14 protein-coding genes and 1 tRNA gene are annotated in these 14,620 nt (G+C 35.6%); 8 read left to right on the top strand and 7 right to left on the bottom strand.

What is annotated here, in order from left to right:
* Positions 1-8 precede the first annotated feature (8 nt).
* Positions 9-84, top strand: a tRNA-His gene (locus tag QMN76_RS08430).
* Between the two features lie 20 nt (positions 85-104).
* Here QMN76_RS08430 and QMN76_RS08425 read toward each other — a convergent pair.
* Positions 105-974, bottom strand: coding sequence for an SDR family oxidoreductase (locus QMN76_RS08425; RefSeq protein WP_282023516.1), 870 nt, complete (start codon positions 972-974; stop codon positions 105-107).
* 178 nt (positions 975-1,152) lie between these two features.
* On the opposite strand from QMN76_RS08425, the gene rplM reads away from it, so the two are divergent.
* The 3 genes from rplM to argC all read left to right on the top strand — a co-directional run bounded on the left by rplM (position 1,153) and on the right by argC (position 3,156).
* On the top strand, positions 1,153-1,632 hold the full coding sequence (gene rplM / locus QMN76_RS08420) for a 50S ribosomal protein L13 (protein ID WP_034338364.1): 480 nt from the start codon (positions 1,153-1,155) through the stop codon (positions 1,630-1,632).
* Between the two features lie 5 nt (positions 1,633-1,637).
* Complete coding sequence (gene rpsI / locus QMN76_RS08415) at positions 1,638-2,132, top strand: 30S ribosomal protein S9 (protein ID WP_034338361.1); 495 nt, start codon at positions 1,638-1,640, stop codon at positions 2,130-2,132.
* 106 nt (positions 2,133-2,238) lie between these two features.
* Positions 2,239-3,156: an N-acetyl-gamma-glutamyl-phosphate reductase gene (gene argC / locus QMN76_RS08410; RefSeq protein WP_282023515.1), complete on the top strand. Its 918-nt coding sequence runs from the start codon at positions 2,239-2,241 to the stop codon at positions 3,154-3,156.
* 68 nt (positions 3,157-3,224) lie between these two features.
* Here the strand turns inward: argC and QMN76_RS08405 are convergent, their stop codons facing one another.
* Both QMN76_RS08405 and QMN76_RS08400 read right to left on the bottom strand, forming a co-directional pair.
* Complete coding sequence (locus tag QMN76_RS08405) at positions 3,225-3,824, bottom strand: hypothetical protein (RefSeq protein WP_282023514.1); 600 nt, start codon at positions 3,822-3,824, stop codon at positions 3,225-3,227.
* A 297-nt stretch (positions 3,825-4,121) separates the two neighbouring features.
* The gene (locus QMN76_RS08400; RefSeq protein WP_282023513.1) at positions 4,122-5,669 is read right to left on the bottom strand and encodes an alanine/glycine:cation symporter family protein; all 1,548 of its coding nucleotides are present in this window, start codon (positions 5,667-5,669) and stop codon (positions 4,122-4,124) included.
* A gap of 350 nt (positions 5,670-6,019) precedes the next feature.
* Here QMN76_RS08400 and QMN76_RS08395 point away from each other — a divergent pair, with 350 nt between their 5' ends.
* Both QMN76_RS08395 and QMN76_RS08390 read left to right on the top strand, forming a co-directional pair.
* On the top strand, positions 6,020-6,229 hold the full coding sequence (locus QMN76_RS08395; RefSeq protein ID WP_034338350.1) for a hypothetical protein: 210 nt from the start codon (positions 6,020-6,022) through the stop codon (positions 6,227-6,229).
* A gap of 54 nt (positions 6,230-6,283) precedes the next feature.
* Entirely contained in the window at positions 6,284-6,535 is a 252-nt protein-coding gene (locus QMN76_RS08390) for a hypothetical protein (protein WP_152534168.1), read from the top strand.
* 214 nt (positions 6,536-6,749) lie between these two features.
* Here QMN76_RS08390 and QMN76_RS08385 read toward each other — a convergent pair whose 3' ends face one another.
* Positions 6,750-8,018 (bottom strand): serine hydrolase domain-containing protein, encoded by a 1,269-nt coding sequence (locus tag QMN76_RS08385; RefSeq protein WP_282023512.1) that lies wholly within the window; start codon positions 8,016-8,018, stop codon positions 6,750-6,752.
* Between the two features lie 209 nt (positions 8,019-8,227).
* Positions 8,228-8,974, bottom strand: coding sequence for an SDR family NAD(P)-dependent oxidoreductase (locus QMN76_RS08380; RefSeq protein WP_282023511.1), 747 nt, complete (start codon positions 8,972-8,974; stop codon positions 8,228-8,230).
* A gap of 290 nt (positions 8,975-9,264) precedes the next feature.
* Here QMN76_RS08380 and QMN76_RS08375 point away from each other — a divergent pair, with 290 nt between their 5' ends.
* Both QMN76_RS08375 and QMN76_RS08370 read left to right on the top strand, forming a co-directional pair.
* Positions 9,265-10,905 (top strand): hypothetical protein, encoded by a 1,641-nt coding sequence (locus tag QMN76_RS08375; protein WP_282023510.1) that lies wholly within the window; start codon positions 9,265-9,267, stop codon positions 10,903-10,905.
* A 21-nt stretch (positions 10,906-10,926) separates the two neighbouring features.
* The gene (locus QMN76_RS08370) at positions 10,927-11,856 is read left to right on the top strand and encodes a DMT family transporter (RefSeq protein ID WP_282065968.1); all 930 of its coding nucleotides are present in this window, start codon (positions 10,927-10,929) and stop codon (positions 11,854-11,856) included.
* Between the two features lie 91 nt (positions 11,857-11,947).
* Here the strand turns inward: QMN76_RS08370 and QMN76_RS08365 are convergent, their stop codons facing one another.
* Positions 11,948-13,402 (bottom strand): glycoside hydrolase family 32 protein, encoded by a 1,455-nt coding sequence (locus tag QMN76_RS08365; RefSeq protein WP_282023508.1) that lies wholly within the window; start codon positions 13,400-13,402, stop codon positions 11,948-11,950.
* Positions 13,403-14,049: 647 nt separating this feature from the next.
* Positions 14,050-14,508: a ribose 5-phosphate isomerase B gene (gene rpiB / locus QMN76_RS08360; RefSeq protein ID WP_034338333.1), complete on the bottom strand. Its 459-nt coding sequence runs from the start codon at positions 14,506-14,508 to the stop codon at positions 14,050-14,052.
* Between the last annotated feature and the right edge of the window lie 112 nt (positions 14,509-14,620).

Raw genomic sequence — 14,620 nt, 5'->3', positions numbered from 1 at the left:
AGATTGTGGCGGACGTAGCTCAGTTGGTAGAGCGCTGGTTTGTGGTTCCAGTGGTCGCGGGTTCGATCCCCGTCGTTCGCCCCATCTTTTTTCCCTTTAAAGTTTTATAGCTTTGTTTGTTCTATTCCTTTTGAAAAAGGAATCGGTGTAAAGCTCAACTTATTTTCCATTTCTGTAATATCGAAATTTTTATCCTCGACTAGTCTTTGGATTTCTGTAGGTTCAATAGTAGGAATAAATGGAACAAATTTCGTAAAAAATGCTGCTATTTTTAACAAGGAAATAGGTAAGGGAATAAAAGCTTTTGGCTTAATTCCGGCATGATACATTATAACTTGTATGAATTCTTTATAAGAGATGACTGACCCGCCAGCTATTACAATGCTATTTGCTTCTTTCCAGTCTTTGGATAAAGCTGATAAAATTGCTTTCGTTACATCAGATTGGTGAATAGGTTGGACAAGGGCTTTGCCACCATTGGGTAAGGGAATAACAGGCAGTTTCTTAAGGATCTTAGCTAGGCGTTGAACATTATTTTCTCCTTGGCTGCCATAAATCATCGTGGGATGTAAAAAAATGCCTGCGCGCTCACTGTTTAAAAAGGCTTGCTCTCCAACAAGCACGCCATTGCCATGCGAATCTGGCCATTTAGTAAATTTACGAGTGCTGCCTAAAAAGATATAAGTTGCCTCTTTGGGGCCAGCTTTTATAATGATAGATGCATGACGAGCATGAGCTGTACTAACAATATGTGTGGCATCTTGTAGAGCGCTTGTTAACAAGCTCAATGGTCCTTTTAAATCAATTATCCTAAATTCGCAGTCAATATTTGTTTGTTGCCACTTTTCTGGAGATCTGACCAAAGCGATGACAGTACAGCCATGATTCTGTAATTCTTTGATCAAAGCCAAACCAGATCGTCCAGAAGCACCGATAACATGTATTTTTTGTGGAAGGGAAAAGAACAGATTCATAAGGGTTTCACATTGATTTATAAGGAAAAATTAAAGATAGGGTATCAGGATACCGCGCTAAAAAGCACTGAAAAACAATAAAAATTAATATTTTTTTAAAAATTGCTTGACGAAATCCTTTCTTACGCTAAAACAAGGTTTAATTCATAATGCTGATAATTAACGGAATTTAGAGTTAATGAAAACAACCATTTCGATAAAACCAGCGGAAGTAACAAAAAATTGGATCCTTATTGATGCAAAAGACATCGTATTAGGTCGCCTTGCTGTTATTATCGCTAATCGCCTTCGTGGCAAGCACAAAGCACAATATACACCACATGTTGATTGTGGTGATCATGTTATTGTTATTAATGCAGAAAAAATTGCGTTAACTGGTAAAAAAGTTGAGCAAAAAAAGTTCTATTATCACACTAACTTTCCTGGTGGAATTAAAGAACGTAGCATTACTCAACGTTTGACTGGTAAAAATCCCGATCACGTTGTGGTAAAAGCTGTTGAACGTATGATCAGCCGTGGGCCATTACAACGTAAACAAATGAAACACTTATATGTTTATGCTGGGGAAACTCATCCTCATGAAGCACAACAACCAACACAATTGGATGTTGCTGCATTAAATCGCAAAAACACTATTAACAAAGCTGTTGGAGCCTAAGAATTATGTCAGAAACACAAGAACGTACTGGTGGTTTGGCAGATCTTAAAGAGGCTGTTGTAAATACACCTTTGGCACAAGAAACTGTTATTCGTGAACCAAAACGTGACCAATTTGGTCGTTCGTATGCAACAGGTCGTCGTAAAGACGCAGTTGCTCGCGTATGGATTAAGCCTGGTAAAGGTGAAATTACTGTAAACGGTCGTGCTGTTGATGTATATTTTGCTCGTCCAGTTTTGCGCATGTTGATTAACCAACCTTTCGAAGTTGCAAATCGCCTTGGACAATTCGATATTTATTGTACCGTCAGCGGTGGTGGTCTTTCTGGTCAAGCTGGTGCAGTTCGCCATGGTTTAAGCCGTGCGCTTTGTAACTATGAGCCAGAATTACGCGGTGGATTGAAAGCTGCTGGATTCTTGACACGTGATCCACGTGTTGTTGAACGTAAAAAATACGGTAAAGCAAAAGCTCGCCGTTCTTTCCAGTTCAGCAAACGTTAAGATTTACAGTTTTGTATTTCAAAGGGGCGGGGAAAGGTCAAACTTTTCACCGCCTTTTTTATTGTGTATATTTAAAATTCAATTTATTTAAAGTCAAAGGTGCATGATGTCAAAAATGCCAAAGATTTTCATTGATGGTGAATATGGAACAACGGGTTTAGGCATTCGTCAACGACTAGAAAAATTGCCTGTGCAAGTATGCTCTATTCCCGTTGAGAAACGCCATGATATGAATGTCCGTTTAGACATGATGGCACAAATGGATTTGGTGGTTTTATGCTTGCCTGATGATGCGTCACGAGAATCTGTGGCTGCTATTCAGTCTTTGTCAGGGCATCAGCCAAAGATTTTAGATGCAAGCACTGCGTTCAGAACCAATCCAGCATGGGTTTATGGATTTGCAGAGTTGGATCAAGATCAAGCAGCGAAAATTAAAAAAGCACCTTTGGTTGCTAATCCTGGTTGTTATTCCAGTGGCGCGATTGCGTTGCTGCACCCTTTGGTGCAAGCAGAGATCATGGATAAAAACTATCCTGTGACGATCAATGCCATCAGTGGGTATAGTGGTGGGGGCAAGCAAATGATTGCTTCGTATGAAGTGAAAAAAAATGCACCGCCTTTTATGCTGTATGGTTTAAATTTACAACATAAACATTTGCCAGAGATTGTGCATTACGCAGGATTAAGCCGTGAACCTATATTTGTTCCTTCTGTAGGGAATTTTGCTCAAGGGATGATTGTCTCTGTTCCGTTGCATCTGGATATTTTGTCTAATCGGGCCAGTATGGATGATATTAAACATTGCTTGCAACGCCATTATGTCAATGCAGAAAAGGTTTCTTTTGTTAATGAAGATTCAGAAAAATTATCAGGCGATCAATTGGCACTGACTGATAAAATGGAATTGCGTGTACATAGTAATGCGCGTCAAGATATGGTGGTATTAACAGCAATTTTTGATAATCTGGGTAAAGGTGCTTCTGGTGCAGCAATACAGAATATTCGTTTGATGTTGGGTGTGTAGATTGAATATGAGCTCGCTTTTAATATGATTTTGAGTGAGCTTTTTATGATGGCCTTTTATCGTTATGTTTAGTAAATAGTATCTATGACTCTTTTGGTGTCGATAAGAAGATTATCAATTTGAATTTGAGTTGGTTCTATTCCTTTGTTGTGGTCGCATAGATTGCGAATATCTGCACAAGACATGATGTGTCTTTCTTGAGGGACATCTATAATATCATTACTTCTTAGCACTGCACATAAATCATTTATTCCAGGATTTTTCTTGGCAATTGGAAGATCGTGCCTTTCACATAGCGCATGTAAATGTTTTTCAATAATAACACCGCAAATAGCACCAGCACCTCTTAAGAAACCTTTTTTAGCAAGCTCTTTTGCAACTTCTATTTCAGAATCAAATAAATCTGCTTGTACAAGAGCTTTTAGGTCAAGTAGTTTAGATGATAGTATTTCTTTCGCAGCTTTTAATATGCTGAGTTGTTGGTAAAAATAGGGGGATACTGTTGGAAATTCTTGTTGAGTTTTAGAATAGGTAGAAGCTCCAAAAACTAAGTGGCTTGTATCTTTTATAAATAATTTATTGTGTAAGTCATCTTGTATTCTATAGTTTGATGGTCTCAGTCTTATCTCTTGTGTCTTGATATTTATAACATGATATAAATTCGTCATATCTGCTAGGTAAAATAGTTTTAATAACAATATCAGCTTTAGAATACCATTGTTGGTAGTGTTGTCTAAAAAATGTTTCTTGAAAACAAGTATCTACAGTTTTGTATTCATCCTGTATAGCTTGATATAATGTGTTACTTTCTTCAATTAACTTATCCAGTTCCTCACGGAATGTTTTTTCTCTTTCTGACATTTAAAACCTACTTTGATAGTGTTGGATTAATATATTGAATAATATAAATTTCGATGAAGAAATACTATCATTTTGAATAATAGGTGAGGTTAATATTCCCTAAGTTATTTCACATCCTTTTTCCCATCCCAACATTCAGTCGTAAACCCATATTCTTCAGAGTTAAATGCTGTTACTTTATTTTTGCGATAATCAGCTAATGCTTTTAATACAAACGGTAATCCCAAGAGTAACAGAGGAATATTGATATAAACCATAATGATATTCATGAGGTCAGAGATATACCATAAATTACCCAGCTCTAGACCAGCCAAGATGGTTAAAATTCCAAAGGGAACAAATACCAACGATCCCAAAATGCGAATGACTATAATAAAGCCATGCTTCTTGGAAATGAAATTGGCTGAAATCTCGGCGAATGAGATCATGCCTAATAATGTTGTAAATGCAAATAATCCATAACATGCACACATAATGATCTCAACACTCTTGGCGAGGGATGTTGGCACCAGTGTTTTAACGGAAATCAAATAGAGTGAGATTTTTGAAGCTCTAACGGACTCCCACATCACACCGTCAACAGAGCCAGTCCATACATGTGCCATAATGACGATAAAGCCCGTCATTGTACAAATCACCATCGTGTCAAAAAAGACCCCAAAACTTTGCACTAATCCTTGCTCACAAGGGTGACGGTTATTGGCAATAGCTGCTGCCATCGTGATGGTTCCTTGACCTGCTTCATTGGACATCAGACCTCTTTTTACACCTTGCGCAAGGGCAGTACCGATGGCTCCACCAAAAATGGCATGAGGGGCAAAGGCTCCGACCACGACTTCACGGAAAAAGTAAGGAATTAAAGGAAAATTAATCACGATGATGATAATCGATATGCCAATAAAAATAACAGCTTTGATAGGGACGAGGACATCAGAATACGCAACCACACGGCGAATGCCACCAAAGATAATAAAGGTGCATACCACGACCAAGATGACTGCAATCGTATAATATAATGTGGATTGATGGCTATAATGCTGACCTGTTGCTGCTTGTGCTATACTGCTGATGGCAGAGAAAACATTAAAGGTTTGTGCTGGAATATTAAACAGTGCGTAGGTTATAAATGCACAGGATAAAAATAACCCAACATAACGTTTATTTCCCAGTAAACGTTTTCCATAAAAAGGTAAGCCACCCACAAATTCGTCACCTTTTTTCTCTTTGAAAAGTTGCGCCAATACTGATTCTGTAAACGCAGATGCCATTCCAAAAAAGGCCGCGACCCACATCCAAAAGAGTGCGCCTGGCCCGCCAATGGAGATGGCTCCTGTAATGCCAACAATATTCCCTGGTCCTGCACGCATAGCCAACCCAAGCATAAATGACCCGATAGCACTGACTCCTTGTTTAGATGGTTGTCTGGCTAACATTATTTTTATTGCAGGACCAAAGCTGTGTCGTTGAATAAAGCGAGTGCGAATGGTGAAGTAAATTCCAACACCAATGAGTAAAAGAACAGGAAAGGAGAATTGTCCTAAAATAGGGATCATTTTATAACAACCAATATTGGTTGGAAAATCCCAAATGGCATCGGTAATTGGTGCTAATAAAGCAAAAAATTGATTAATGAAATTGAAAATATTATTCACAATGGATACTCACATTACTTATGGCGGTAATATAAATCGAATTGTGATGAATGAATAGGAATTGTTTTCTGATATTTTGATTTAAATAGACATGACATAAGAGAGTCTTGTAAGGATTAAAATAAGGCGAATAAATAGTTGTTATTTATACAGATGAAGATGAATTATTTAAGTAATAGATCAATCAAACTATTAAGGTTGTGAAAAAAATTATAAGAAACAATTTTTTAGTTTTAATACTGTTTATAAAGGTTTGATCTATATCTTTATGTTTACAAAATATAGTGTTGCATTTTGTACTGTTTTGAAAAAAATAGTCAAAAGCGAGAATAAAATTTGTAACGGTTAAATTGTGTATTCAACTTTTTTTGGCTGGTTTAATTTATAGTTTTCTTGGTTATGCTCAAGTTTCACCTAATGAGATTATTCAAGGCCCATTTAAAACAAATTTATACTCAGAGGGTAAAATCTATTTTGAAAAAGAAAATGATGCAACCCCTGATGATAGCTGTCAGACGGTTGCCTTCATGTTAGAATATAAAAAAGATAATAAACTTTAAAAAGAAAAAGTTGATGAATATGAGGAGAATGGAGCTTGTGTAGAGATTGCTTCAGTGTTTTTTTCTCAGATCCATAAGGAAAATTATATATTCGTAATGCAAAATTGGGAAATTCGTAATTTGGGTATTTATTGTGATTTTTATGAAATGCGTGCTTATACTAAAAACAAAGAAGGAAAGTTGGTTATAGATACAGATATTTCTGCTGATCCTAATTTTTCAGGAATGGATAGTGTCGTGGATGATGATAAAAATCCTAAGCGTTACTATAAATATAAGACAGCTGCAGCAGTAAAAAATATTTGAAACAAAAATATCAATAATATAGATGTAATGGGTGTCTTCATAATAGTTGCACCCGTATAATTTTACCAAATATGTTCTGTAGTTTTTATTAAACGCACTGTATATATTTTATAATCAATAAAGAGTGATAAAAATTTGATATTTTATCACTCTAAATATAAATCAAGATACAATAAATTAATCTATAATATATATGTATTTTGCTTTTAACAGCTTATTTATGATCTAATTTGCTAATAATTGTATCAATAACAGTATATACAGCGGTATCGTCATCGTCTTTTTCAGCTACTTTTCTGGAACTTTGTTTTACGACTACGACTTTTGCTGTTGGATCAACATAAACGATTTGATCGTAAATACCTACAGCGGCAAAAGCATGATTAGGGTTATTTCTGATCCACCACTGATCTTTATATGTCCACCCTTTAGTTGATTCAAAATGGGCGTAATGGCTGTTATCGAATGCTTCTTTAGAACCACCTTTGATAACTTCATCAACATAATTTTTGCTGACAATTTGTTGGTTTCCTAATTTACCATCATTTGCCATAATCATTCCAAATTTGGCTAAATCAACTGCTGTGGCATTAGATCCTGCACCACAGAAAGCTTGTCCTTGACGATCAACAAGGATGTAGGCGTCCCGTATCGTTGATAGTTTTGACCACAGATTTTGATCAATCAAGGTTTCAGCACTTTTCCCAGAGGCTTTTTGAGCGATCCAACATAGAACATCAGTATTGGGGGTTGCATAATTAAATATTTTTCCGTGCTCACCTTTGCCTTTTTTAATTCCTTGCAGGAATTTATGGATACCGATTGTATCATTTTGCTCAGCATCAGGGGCTGCAAAACCCATTGCCCTTAGGTAATTATTAAATCCTGATTTTGGATCGTCATAATTTTCAGTATAATCAAGGCTGACCAACATATCTCTGACTTGTTGAACGGTTGCATCTGCCCAAGCAGAATCTGCAAGTTCTGGAACATATTGGGTGACTTTTGCATTAGGATCTATTTTACCTTCATCGATCAAAGGTTGAATAGCGGTGGAGCTGATGGATTTCGTCACAGACATCATTTGATGACGGGATCTGTTATTTTGTCCATTAAGGTATTTTTCGTAAATAATTTTATCATTTTTTACTACGATAAATGCATCTGTATAAGTTTCAGCCAAATATTGAGTGAGTTTGACGTGATTTCCTTTTCCGTCTTTGACGATCAGATCGTCTAGGTTTTGAGGTGTTTTTGGTAACCCAGTTGAATAATGTTGGCCATCTATGTTGGCAGATGGATAGAGTTGTTGCATATGTTGATATGCCCATCGGTTGGCGGGATAGTAGAACCCATTCCCAGCATTAGCCTTAACACTTTGTCTTGTTTCTGGTGGTTGTACTACATTTGCAAGGGCAACATTATTATGTAATGACATCAAGATAGTGATAGAGAAAATAGAGGCACCAAAAGCTTTTTTCATGTATGTTTCCTTTATTATACTTAAAGCATTAAATATATAATAAAGAGTAAGTAATAATTTAAAAAATCATATTATTGTAATCGATAAATATAAAAAGGTAATTTTAATTAGAGTTTTATTAGTAATATTGATGAATTTATATTCAATTAGAAAGTAAAATATAAGTTATTTCCGTTCCTAATTGAAGTATTATTCAAATATGTATTATTTTATTGCGCGACATAACCGCCATCGACAAGAAGGGCCGCTCCATTAACAAAGCTTGCTTCGTCGCTGGCAAGGAATACAACAACATTGGCAACTTCTTCTGGTTTTCCCAAGCGACCAATGGGGTGTAAATCTACAAGGGATTGTTTGATATCAGGAGGTAGTGTACTTAATAATGGTGTATCAATATAACCAGGGCAAACCGCATTAACGCGGATATTTTTGGCGGCATAGTCAATAGCCAAAGTTTGAGTTAATAATTTGACACCACCTTTGGAGGCAGCATAGGCTGTAACGCCTTGTTTTCCTACCCATGAATGAATAGAGCCACAATTGACAATAACGCCAGGTTTATTCTGTTTTAACCAATATTCGATGGCATATTTGTCTAATAAATAAACAGCCGTTAAGTTAATATCAATTGTTTTTTGCCAATGTTTAAAATCGAGTTTATCAATAGGGCCATCATTAGCAATGCCAGCATTAGCAAACACGATATCCAAACCACCAAAATGTTTTACAGTTTTTTCAATTAATGCCTTGTTTTCATTTTCGCTGGTTACGTTTATTTTTACAAAGAGGGTTTTATGCCCAGATTTATTAAGGTTATCGGATAGGGTTTGTCCTTCTTTATCATTTAAATCTGCAATAACAACATTGGCACCTTTTTTGCAAAATTGTTCGACGGTTGCTTTGCCAATACCACTGGCACCACCAGTGATGATAATTGTTTTATTATTAAAGCTCATGATCTTTTCCTTAGTTATATATGTATGGTCTATAAATTAAGACCTTATTGCTAACGCTATCATATAAAATAAGGATAGGTCTTTATTTCATGTTAAATATTTTGTGATTTTCCCCTTAAAAATTGAAGAATGATAACGAATAATAGATTAAATTAAGTTTAAAATTTTATGGCAGATCAAGGAATTAATCATGGCATAACATGCTTTTATATTGACTTGTTTTCTAAAAAGGCAGAGCATATTTAAAGTAAATTTTGTCAATAAAACAAACATATTAAAGGGGAAAAACGGTGGAATATAAAAGAATTTTATTGCCTTGTAAAACACTTGGATTGTTGTTGGCTTGTTCTGGATTGATAGGAACTGTTTCTTTTGCAATGGCTAAATCTGATCAAGTTTCATCAGATTTAGTATATTCGAAATACGTACAACAATTGCAAAAATCATCAGCGCATAGTGTAATTATGTTTGCAGGCCAAGGCGATGTACAGCCTTATTCTTTGTTTGTGCATTCTCCATCGGTCATTCCCCTTTTAAAAAATCAGTACGACGAGGTATCATTAAATGCCATTATTAAAATGACTCAAGAAACACGTCAAATTGCCGTGACGAAACATCCTTGGGGGACATTTGTACAAGCGGCCAGTTTTGCTTCTCAGGATATGGCATCTGAAACCAATTATGATGCAATTTGGTTAAGAGATAGTGTTTGGGGGTATTTAGCCTTGGATAGTCAAGCAGACACAAGATCTGAAGCACATCAAGTCTTGTTAACTTTGTGGGATTACATGGCAACGTCTCATCAAATTGACAGAATGAAATCCATTATTCTTAATCCTGCGTTGGTTAATGATAAAGATGGTCAAATGAATGTGCCCCATATACGTTTTAACAGTGCATCCGCACAATTTGAAGATGTACAAGAAAAGGGTAAACCGCAGCCCTGGACTCATAAACAAAATGATGCTTTGGGGTTATTCTTGGATACGACGTTGCAAGAAGTCAAAGATCATAAAATTACAGCTGATGAATGGAATAAAGATAAGCGTTTGGATGCATTAATTTATTTAGTAGGGTATTTGGATAAAGCGCGTTTTGATCAAATGGAAGATTCTGGTGCATGGGAAGAGGACGCGCGGTTAAATACGTCTTCTGTAGCATTGGTAACATCTGCTCTAGAAAACCTACAAAAAATGATTGCCAAACCATCAGATGTTGAAAAGCCTTTTGTTGAGTCTTTGCAAGACCGTGCTAAAACCCTTAAATTAGAACATTTTATCAATTCTGAAAATTTATTGCGTTTGGTTGATTTGGGATATTTACGAATTGATAAACAATTAGCAATGGGTGGGGAATCCCCTGATTATCCTAAAACGGATCCCCGTTATCGTCAGGCTGATGCAGCATTATTGAATTTAATTTATCCTGCTCGTTTGCATCGCTTAACGATTAAACAAAAAGAACAAGTGTTAGATATCGTGGCACCTTTAATGGGCGATATTGGTATTCGTCGTTATTTTAATGATAATTATCAGTCTGCTAATTTCTGGTTTCATAATATTAAAACCGATACGGACAGTGCTAGTCACGCAGAACGAAAAAAACAATTTATCCCAGGAACCGAGGCACAATGGTTTTTTGATTCTTGGTATGCAAAGGCTGCTTTGATGGTTTATAAAGAAAATAAAAATCCCCATTACAAAGCATTGGCATTTCGCTCTATGAATCATGCTTTGGCACAAATTACTGGGCCGAATATGATCGGTGCAAATGCAAAACCAGTAGCAGCAATGGCTTTGCCAGAAAGCTATAATTTTATTGCAGATAAAGGAGAGCTTTGGGAAGCTCCAAGTCCGATTACGCCATTAAACTGGGCCAAAGCCTCTATGACGCTGATGTTGGAAGAAATGAAAGCTGATATTCATAAATAAACAACATACTGATTATACATCATGAATTCTGATCAAAAATATCAATTTTCTGGAATTTTGTGTATTTTGATAGCATCTGCTTTATGGGGGACGACAGGGGTGGCTGCGGCTTTTGCCCCACAAGTTAGTCCCCTGGCTATTGGTGCTGTTGCTATGGTTTTAAGTGGAATATTGCAATTTCTTTTTAACCATAATGCTATTCGAAAAAATTATAATATTATTCGGCAATATTGGTTTTTAATTCTTGTTAGCAGCATCGCTTTGGCTGTTTATCCATTGGTATTTTACACATCTATGCATTTATCAGGGGTTGCTATAGGGAACAGTGTTACAATTGGCTCTACACCGATTATGTCCATTGTTATTGAAGCCGTTATAAGTCGATTACGTATTACGTACCATCAAATCGCTGGTGCTGGATTAGGAGTGATCGGTATTATTTTATTGGCAATATCGAAAAATTCTGTCCATGATTTGCAAAGCTATCCATATTTGATAGTGGGTGTTGTATTAGGTATATTTGCAGGGTTTGCTTATGCTCTGTATTCATGGATTGCACAGCATCTTATTCAAAAGAATATTCCCTCTAATGTTGTCGTGGCAAGCTGTGTGGGTATTTCAGGAATTTTATTGCTTCCATTGTTATTCATAACAGGTAGACCATTATTAACTTCATGGCATAATCTATTCACGGGGCTTTATATAGGATGTATCCCTATGTTTTTGGGACATGTTTGTTTTGGTTATGGTCTTCGCAAAGTGAAAGCAAGTATTGCAACCACTTTAACGTTATTTAAACCAGTTGTTGCTATTTTCTTGGCGATTACGTTGATTAATGAACATGTGTCTTTGCTTGGATGGGTTGGTATTTTTTGTATTTTTATTTGCTTGTTTTTTACGATTTATTTTGGTTCTTTTTCAAGCAAACACGATGCTATTAAATCTTCGTAAAACGATATATGGAAACTCAATTGAAATTATAATTAATAGCCTCTCTCTATTGTAAGTTTTATCAAAGAGAGGGGCTATTTATTATCTATATTTATTCTGAACAGCTAGAAAAAATATTAGCAAGTTTCCAACATTCTACACTAGAGACCACAGCTTTACCGTTTTCTGTATAAAAAGTTACTGTATTATTTCCAGCACTTGGATAGAAATTACTGGTTAAAGTATATTCTCCATCATTCACAAAGATCTCAATAGAAGAAGCATCAACAAAAATATGCAAATTAATTTTTGAGCATGCAACCAAAGGAATGCTTCGCTCTGTATTCAGCGTTAAATCTGTGCTTAAGCGTTCTAGAACGAGGCGTTTAGATTGTGAATCGATAAATATTTTTGCGCCATCTCCAATGGTAAACCCATATCGTTCAGCAGTGCTTTTAGCTAAATCAAAAGAGATTTTATACTCTTGATATTGCGTTGCTAAACCTACACGCATATTGGTTAGTGAAAATGGTTTCAAAGCATTGTAATCTGATCTAAGTTGTTCTAGCTCAGTAATTGGTGTGCATAGTAAACGCCCATGCTCATTATAATTGACTTCACGAGGAAGCGTGAATGCACCAGCCCAACCTTGTTTTTGTGTCGGCATGGTGGAATTCCACATATTCATCCAACCAACCATGATACGGCGACCATCTGCTGCTGTGAAAGATTGTGGCGCATAAAAGTCATGTCCATGATCAATTTCTTTGAATTCTTCTTGAACAGTATAAGAGCTATCTTTCTCCCATACACCACAACGGTAACCGCTTTGAAAATGATTGCGATAATCATATCCTTGGGCATCAATGCCTTGGGGGGATGTAATTAAGATATCTTTGTTATTAACGTTAAAGAAGTCTGGGCATTCCCACATAAAGCCTTCTTGGGATGTTGTGGCTTGGTCTAATATTCTTACAAATGTCCAATCGGTTAAGTTTGGAGATTGGTATAACCTGACTTCGCCAAGGTTGGTTTGTGGACGTGCGCCGACAACCATCCACCATGAATCTCTTGCTCGCCATACTTTAGGATCGCGGAAATGCATAATACCTTCTGGTGGATATAATACAGGACCATGTTTAATAAAGTTAATCCCATCCGTACTGGTTGCCATACACTGTACTTGGCGAATATGAGTATCATCGCCTTCTGCCCCTAACCATACATTACCTGTATAAATTAAGGTAAATACCCCGTTATTATCCACAGCAGAACCAGAATAACAGCCACCACGATCGTAATCTTGATCAGGATAAAGCGCAATTGGAAGATGTTCCCAATGTACTAAATCTTTACTGATGACATGTCCCCAATGCATGGGACCCCATTCAGCACTGTATGGATAGTGCTGAAAGAAAAAATGATAGTAACCATTGATATAAATCAAACCATTTGGATCATTAATCCAACCAGATTCTGCAGCAACATGAAAAGTAGGATAGTATAAATTATCAACTGTTTTAGCTGTATTTTTTACGAAAATATCAGCATCGGAAAGTGTTTCCATTGTAAATTCCTTTTATTATTAAATAATAATTAAAAATATATTTAGTTTTTAAAAAGTAGATATATATATTTACTTTAAACTTGTAAGTATGTATATAATATTATTATACTATACTTTAAGTTGAAAATACATATTAAAAATATATTTATTTTATACTTTTAAAATTACAGGTGAAAATTATAGATCGAAAGTCTTGTGCAAATAACGTTAGTGTATTTTCAGGGAAAATTGTTTAATACGTAATTTAGTTAGAATATTGCAAGATTATGACGTCATAAAACTATTTCTAAACTGTTTTATATTTCATGGATTTTGATAAGAAGCAGTTTATGAAATGATATATATAAAGAAAACTCAAAAAAATGGTTCATGTGTAGTTAAAGATATAAGTTGAGAAATTCTTTAAACATCGTGTTGATTTTTATGAGATGAGTGCGGGTTAAATATCACGTAAAATCTATATACCGAGATTTTATAAATTCATATTATGAATTTTTTAAAATAGTATTAAAAGAATACACAATTTTAATTATATTTAATGATATGCACTTAAATACAAATCTCTTCTATCCACCTAAACGTATACTTGCATTTGTTTTGATGGAAAGAAGAAAATATTCAGTTTAAAATATCAAAGTTGATATTTGTTATTCTTTAGAGCTATATTTTGCTTCAATATCATTCATTTGTGTTACGCGTCTGCGTATATCTTTGTTATCACTAAATTTTGCATCTAGAAACGCTTTGACTAAATCAGCAGCCAACCATTCTCCTATCACTTTACCACCGAAACACATGACATTAACATCATCATGTTCTACGGATTGATGTGCCAGATAATAATCATGACATACAGAGGCTCGGATACCGGGGACTTTATTTGCAACAATTGAGACGCCAACCCCAGATCCACAAACCAGAATGCCTCTTTCGCATTCTTTATTGATAATTGATTGACAGGCTTTTTCAGCATAACCAGGAAAATCCGTTTCTTCCAGACTATAACATCCAAAATCGACAGGTGTATGACCTAGGTCTTTTATAATTTGGATTACCGCTTGTCTAAGGGTAAAACCAGCATGATCGCCACCAACGGCTACTTTCATTTATCTGATCCTTATTGTTTAAATTTGAGCTAATGCTTTATTATAAAGAAAACAAATCCCTATATTAATTAATATGATGAACAAATTAAGATGTATATTATTAATAGGGCCT

Origin of the sequence: Commensalibacter papalotli (ex Botero et al. 2024) (assembly GCF_947179115.1) — a bacterium.
GTDB classification, from domain to species: domain Bacteria; phylum Pseudomonadota; class Alphaproteobacteria; order Acetobacterales; family Acetobacteraceae; genus Commensalibacter; species Commensalibacter papalotli.
This window is presented reverse-complemented; position numbering and strand designations above follow the sequence as displayed.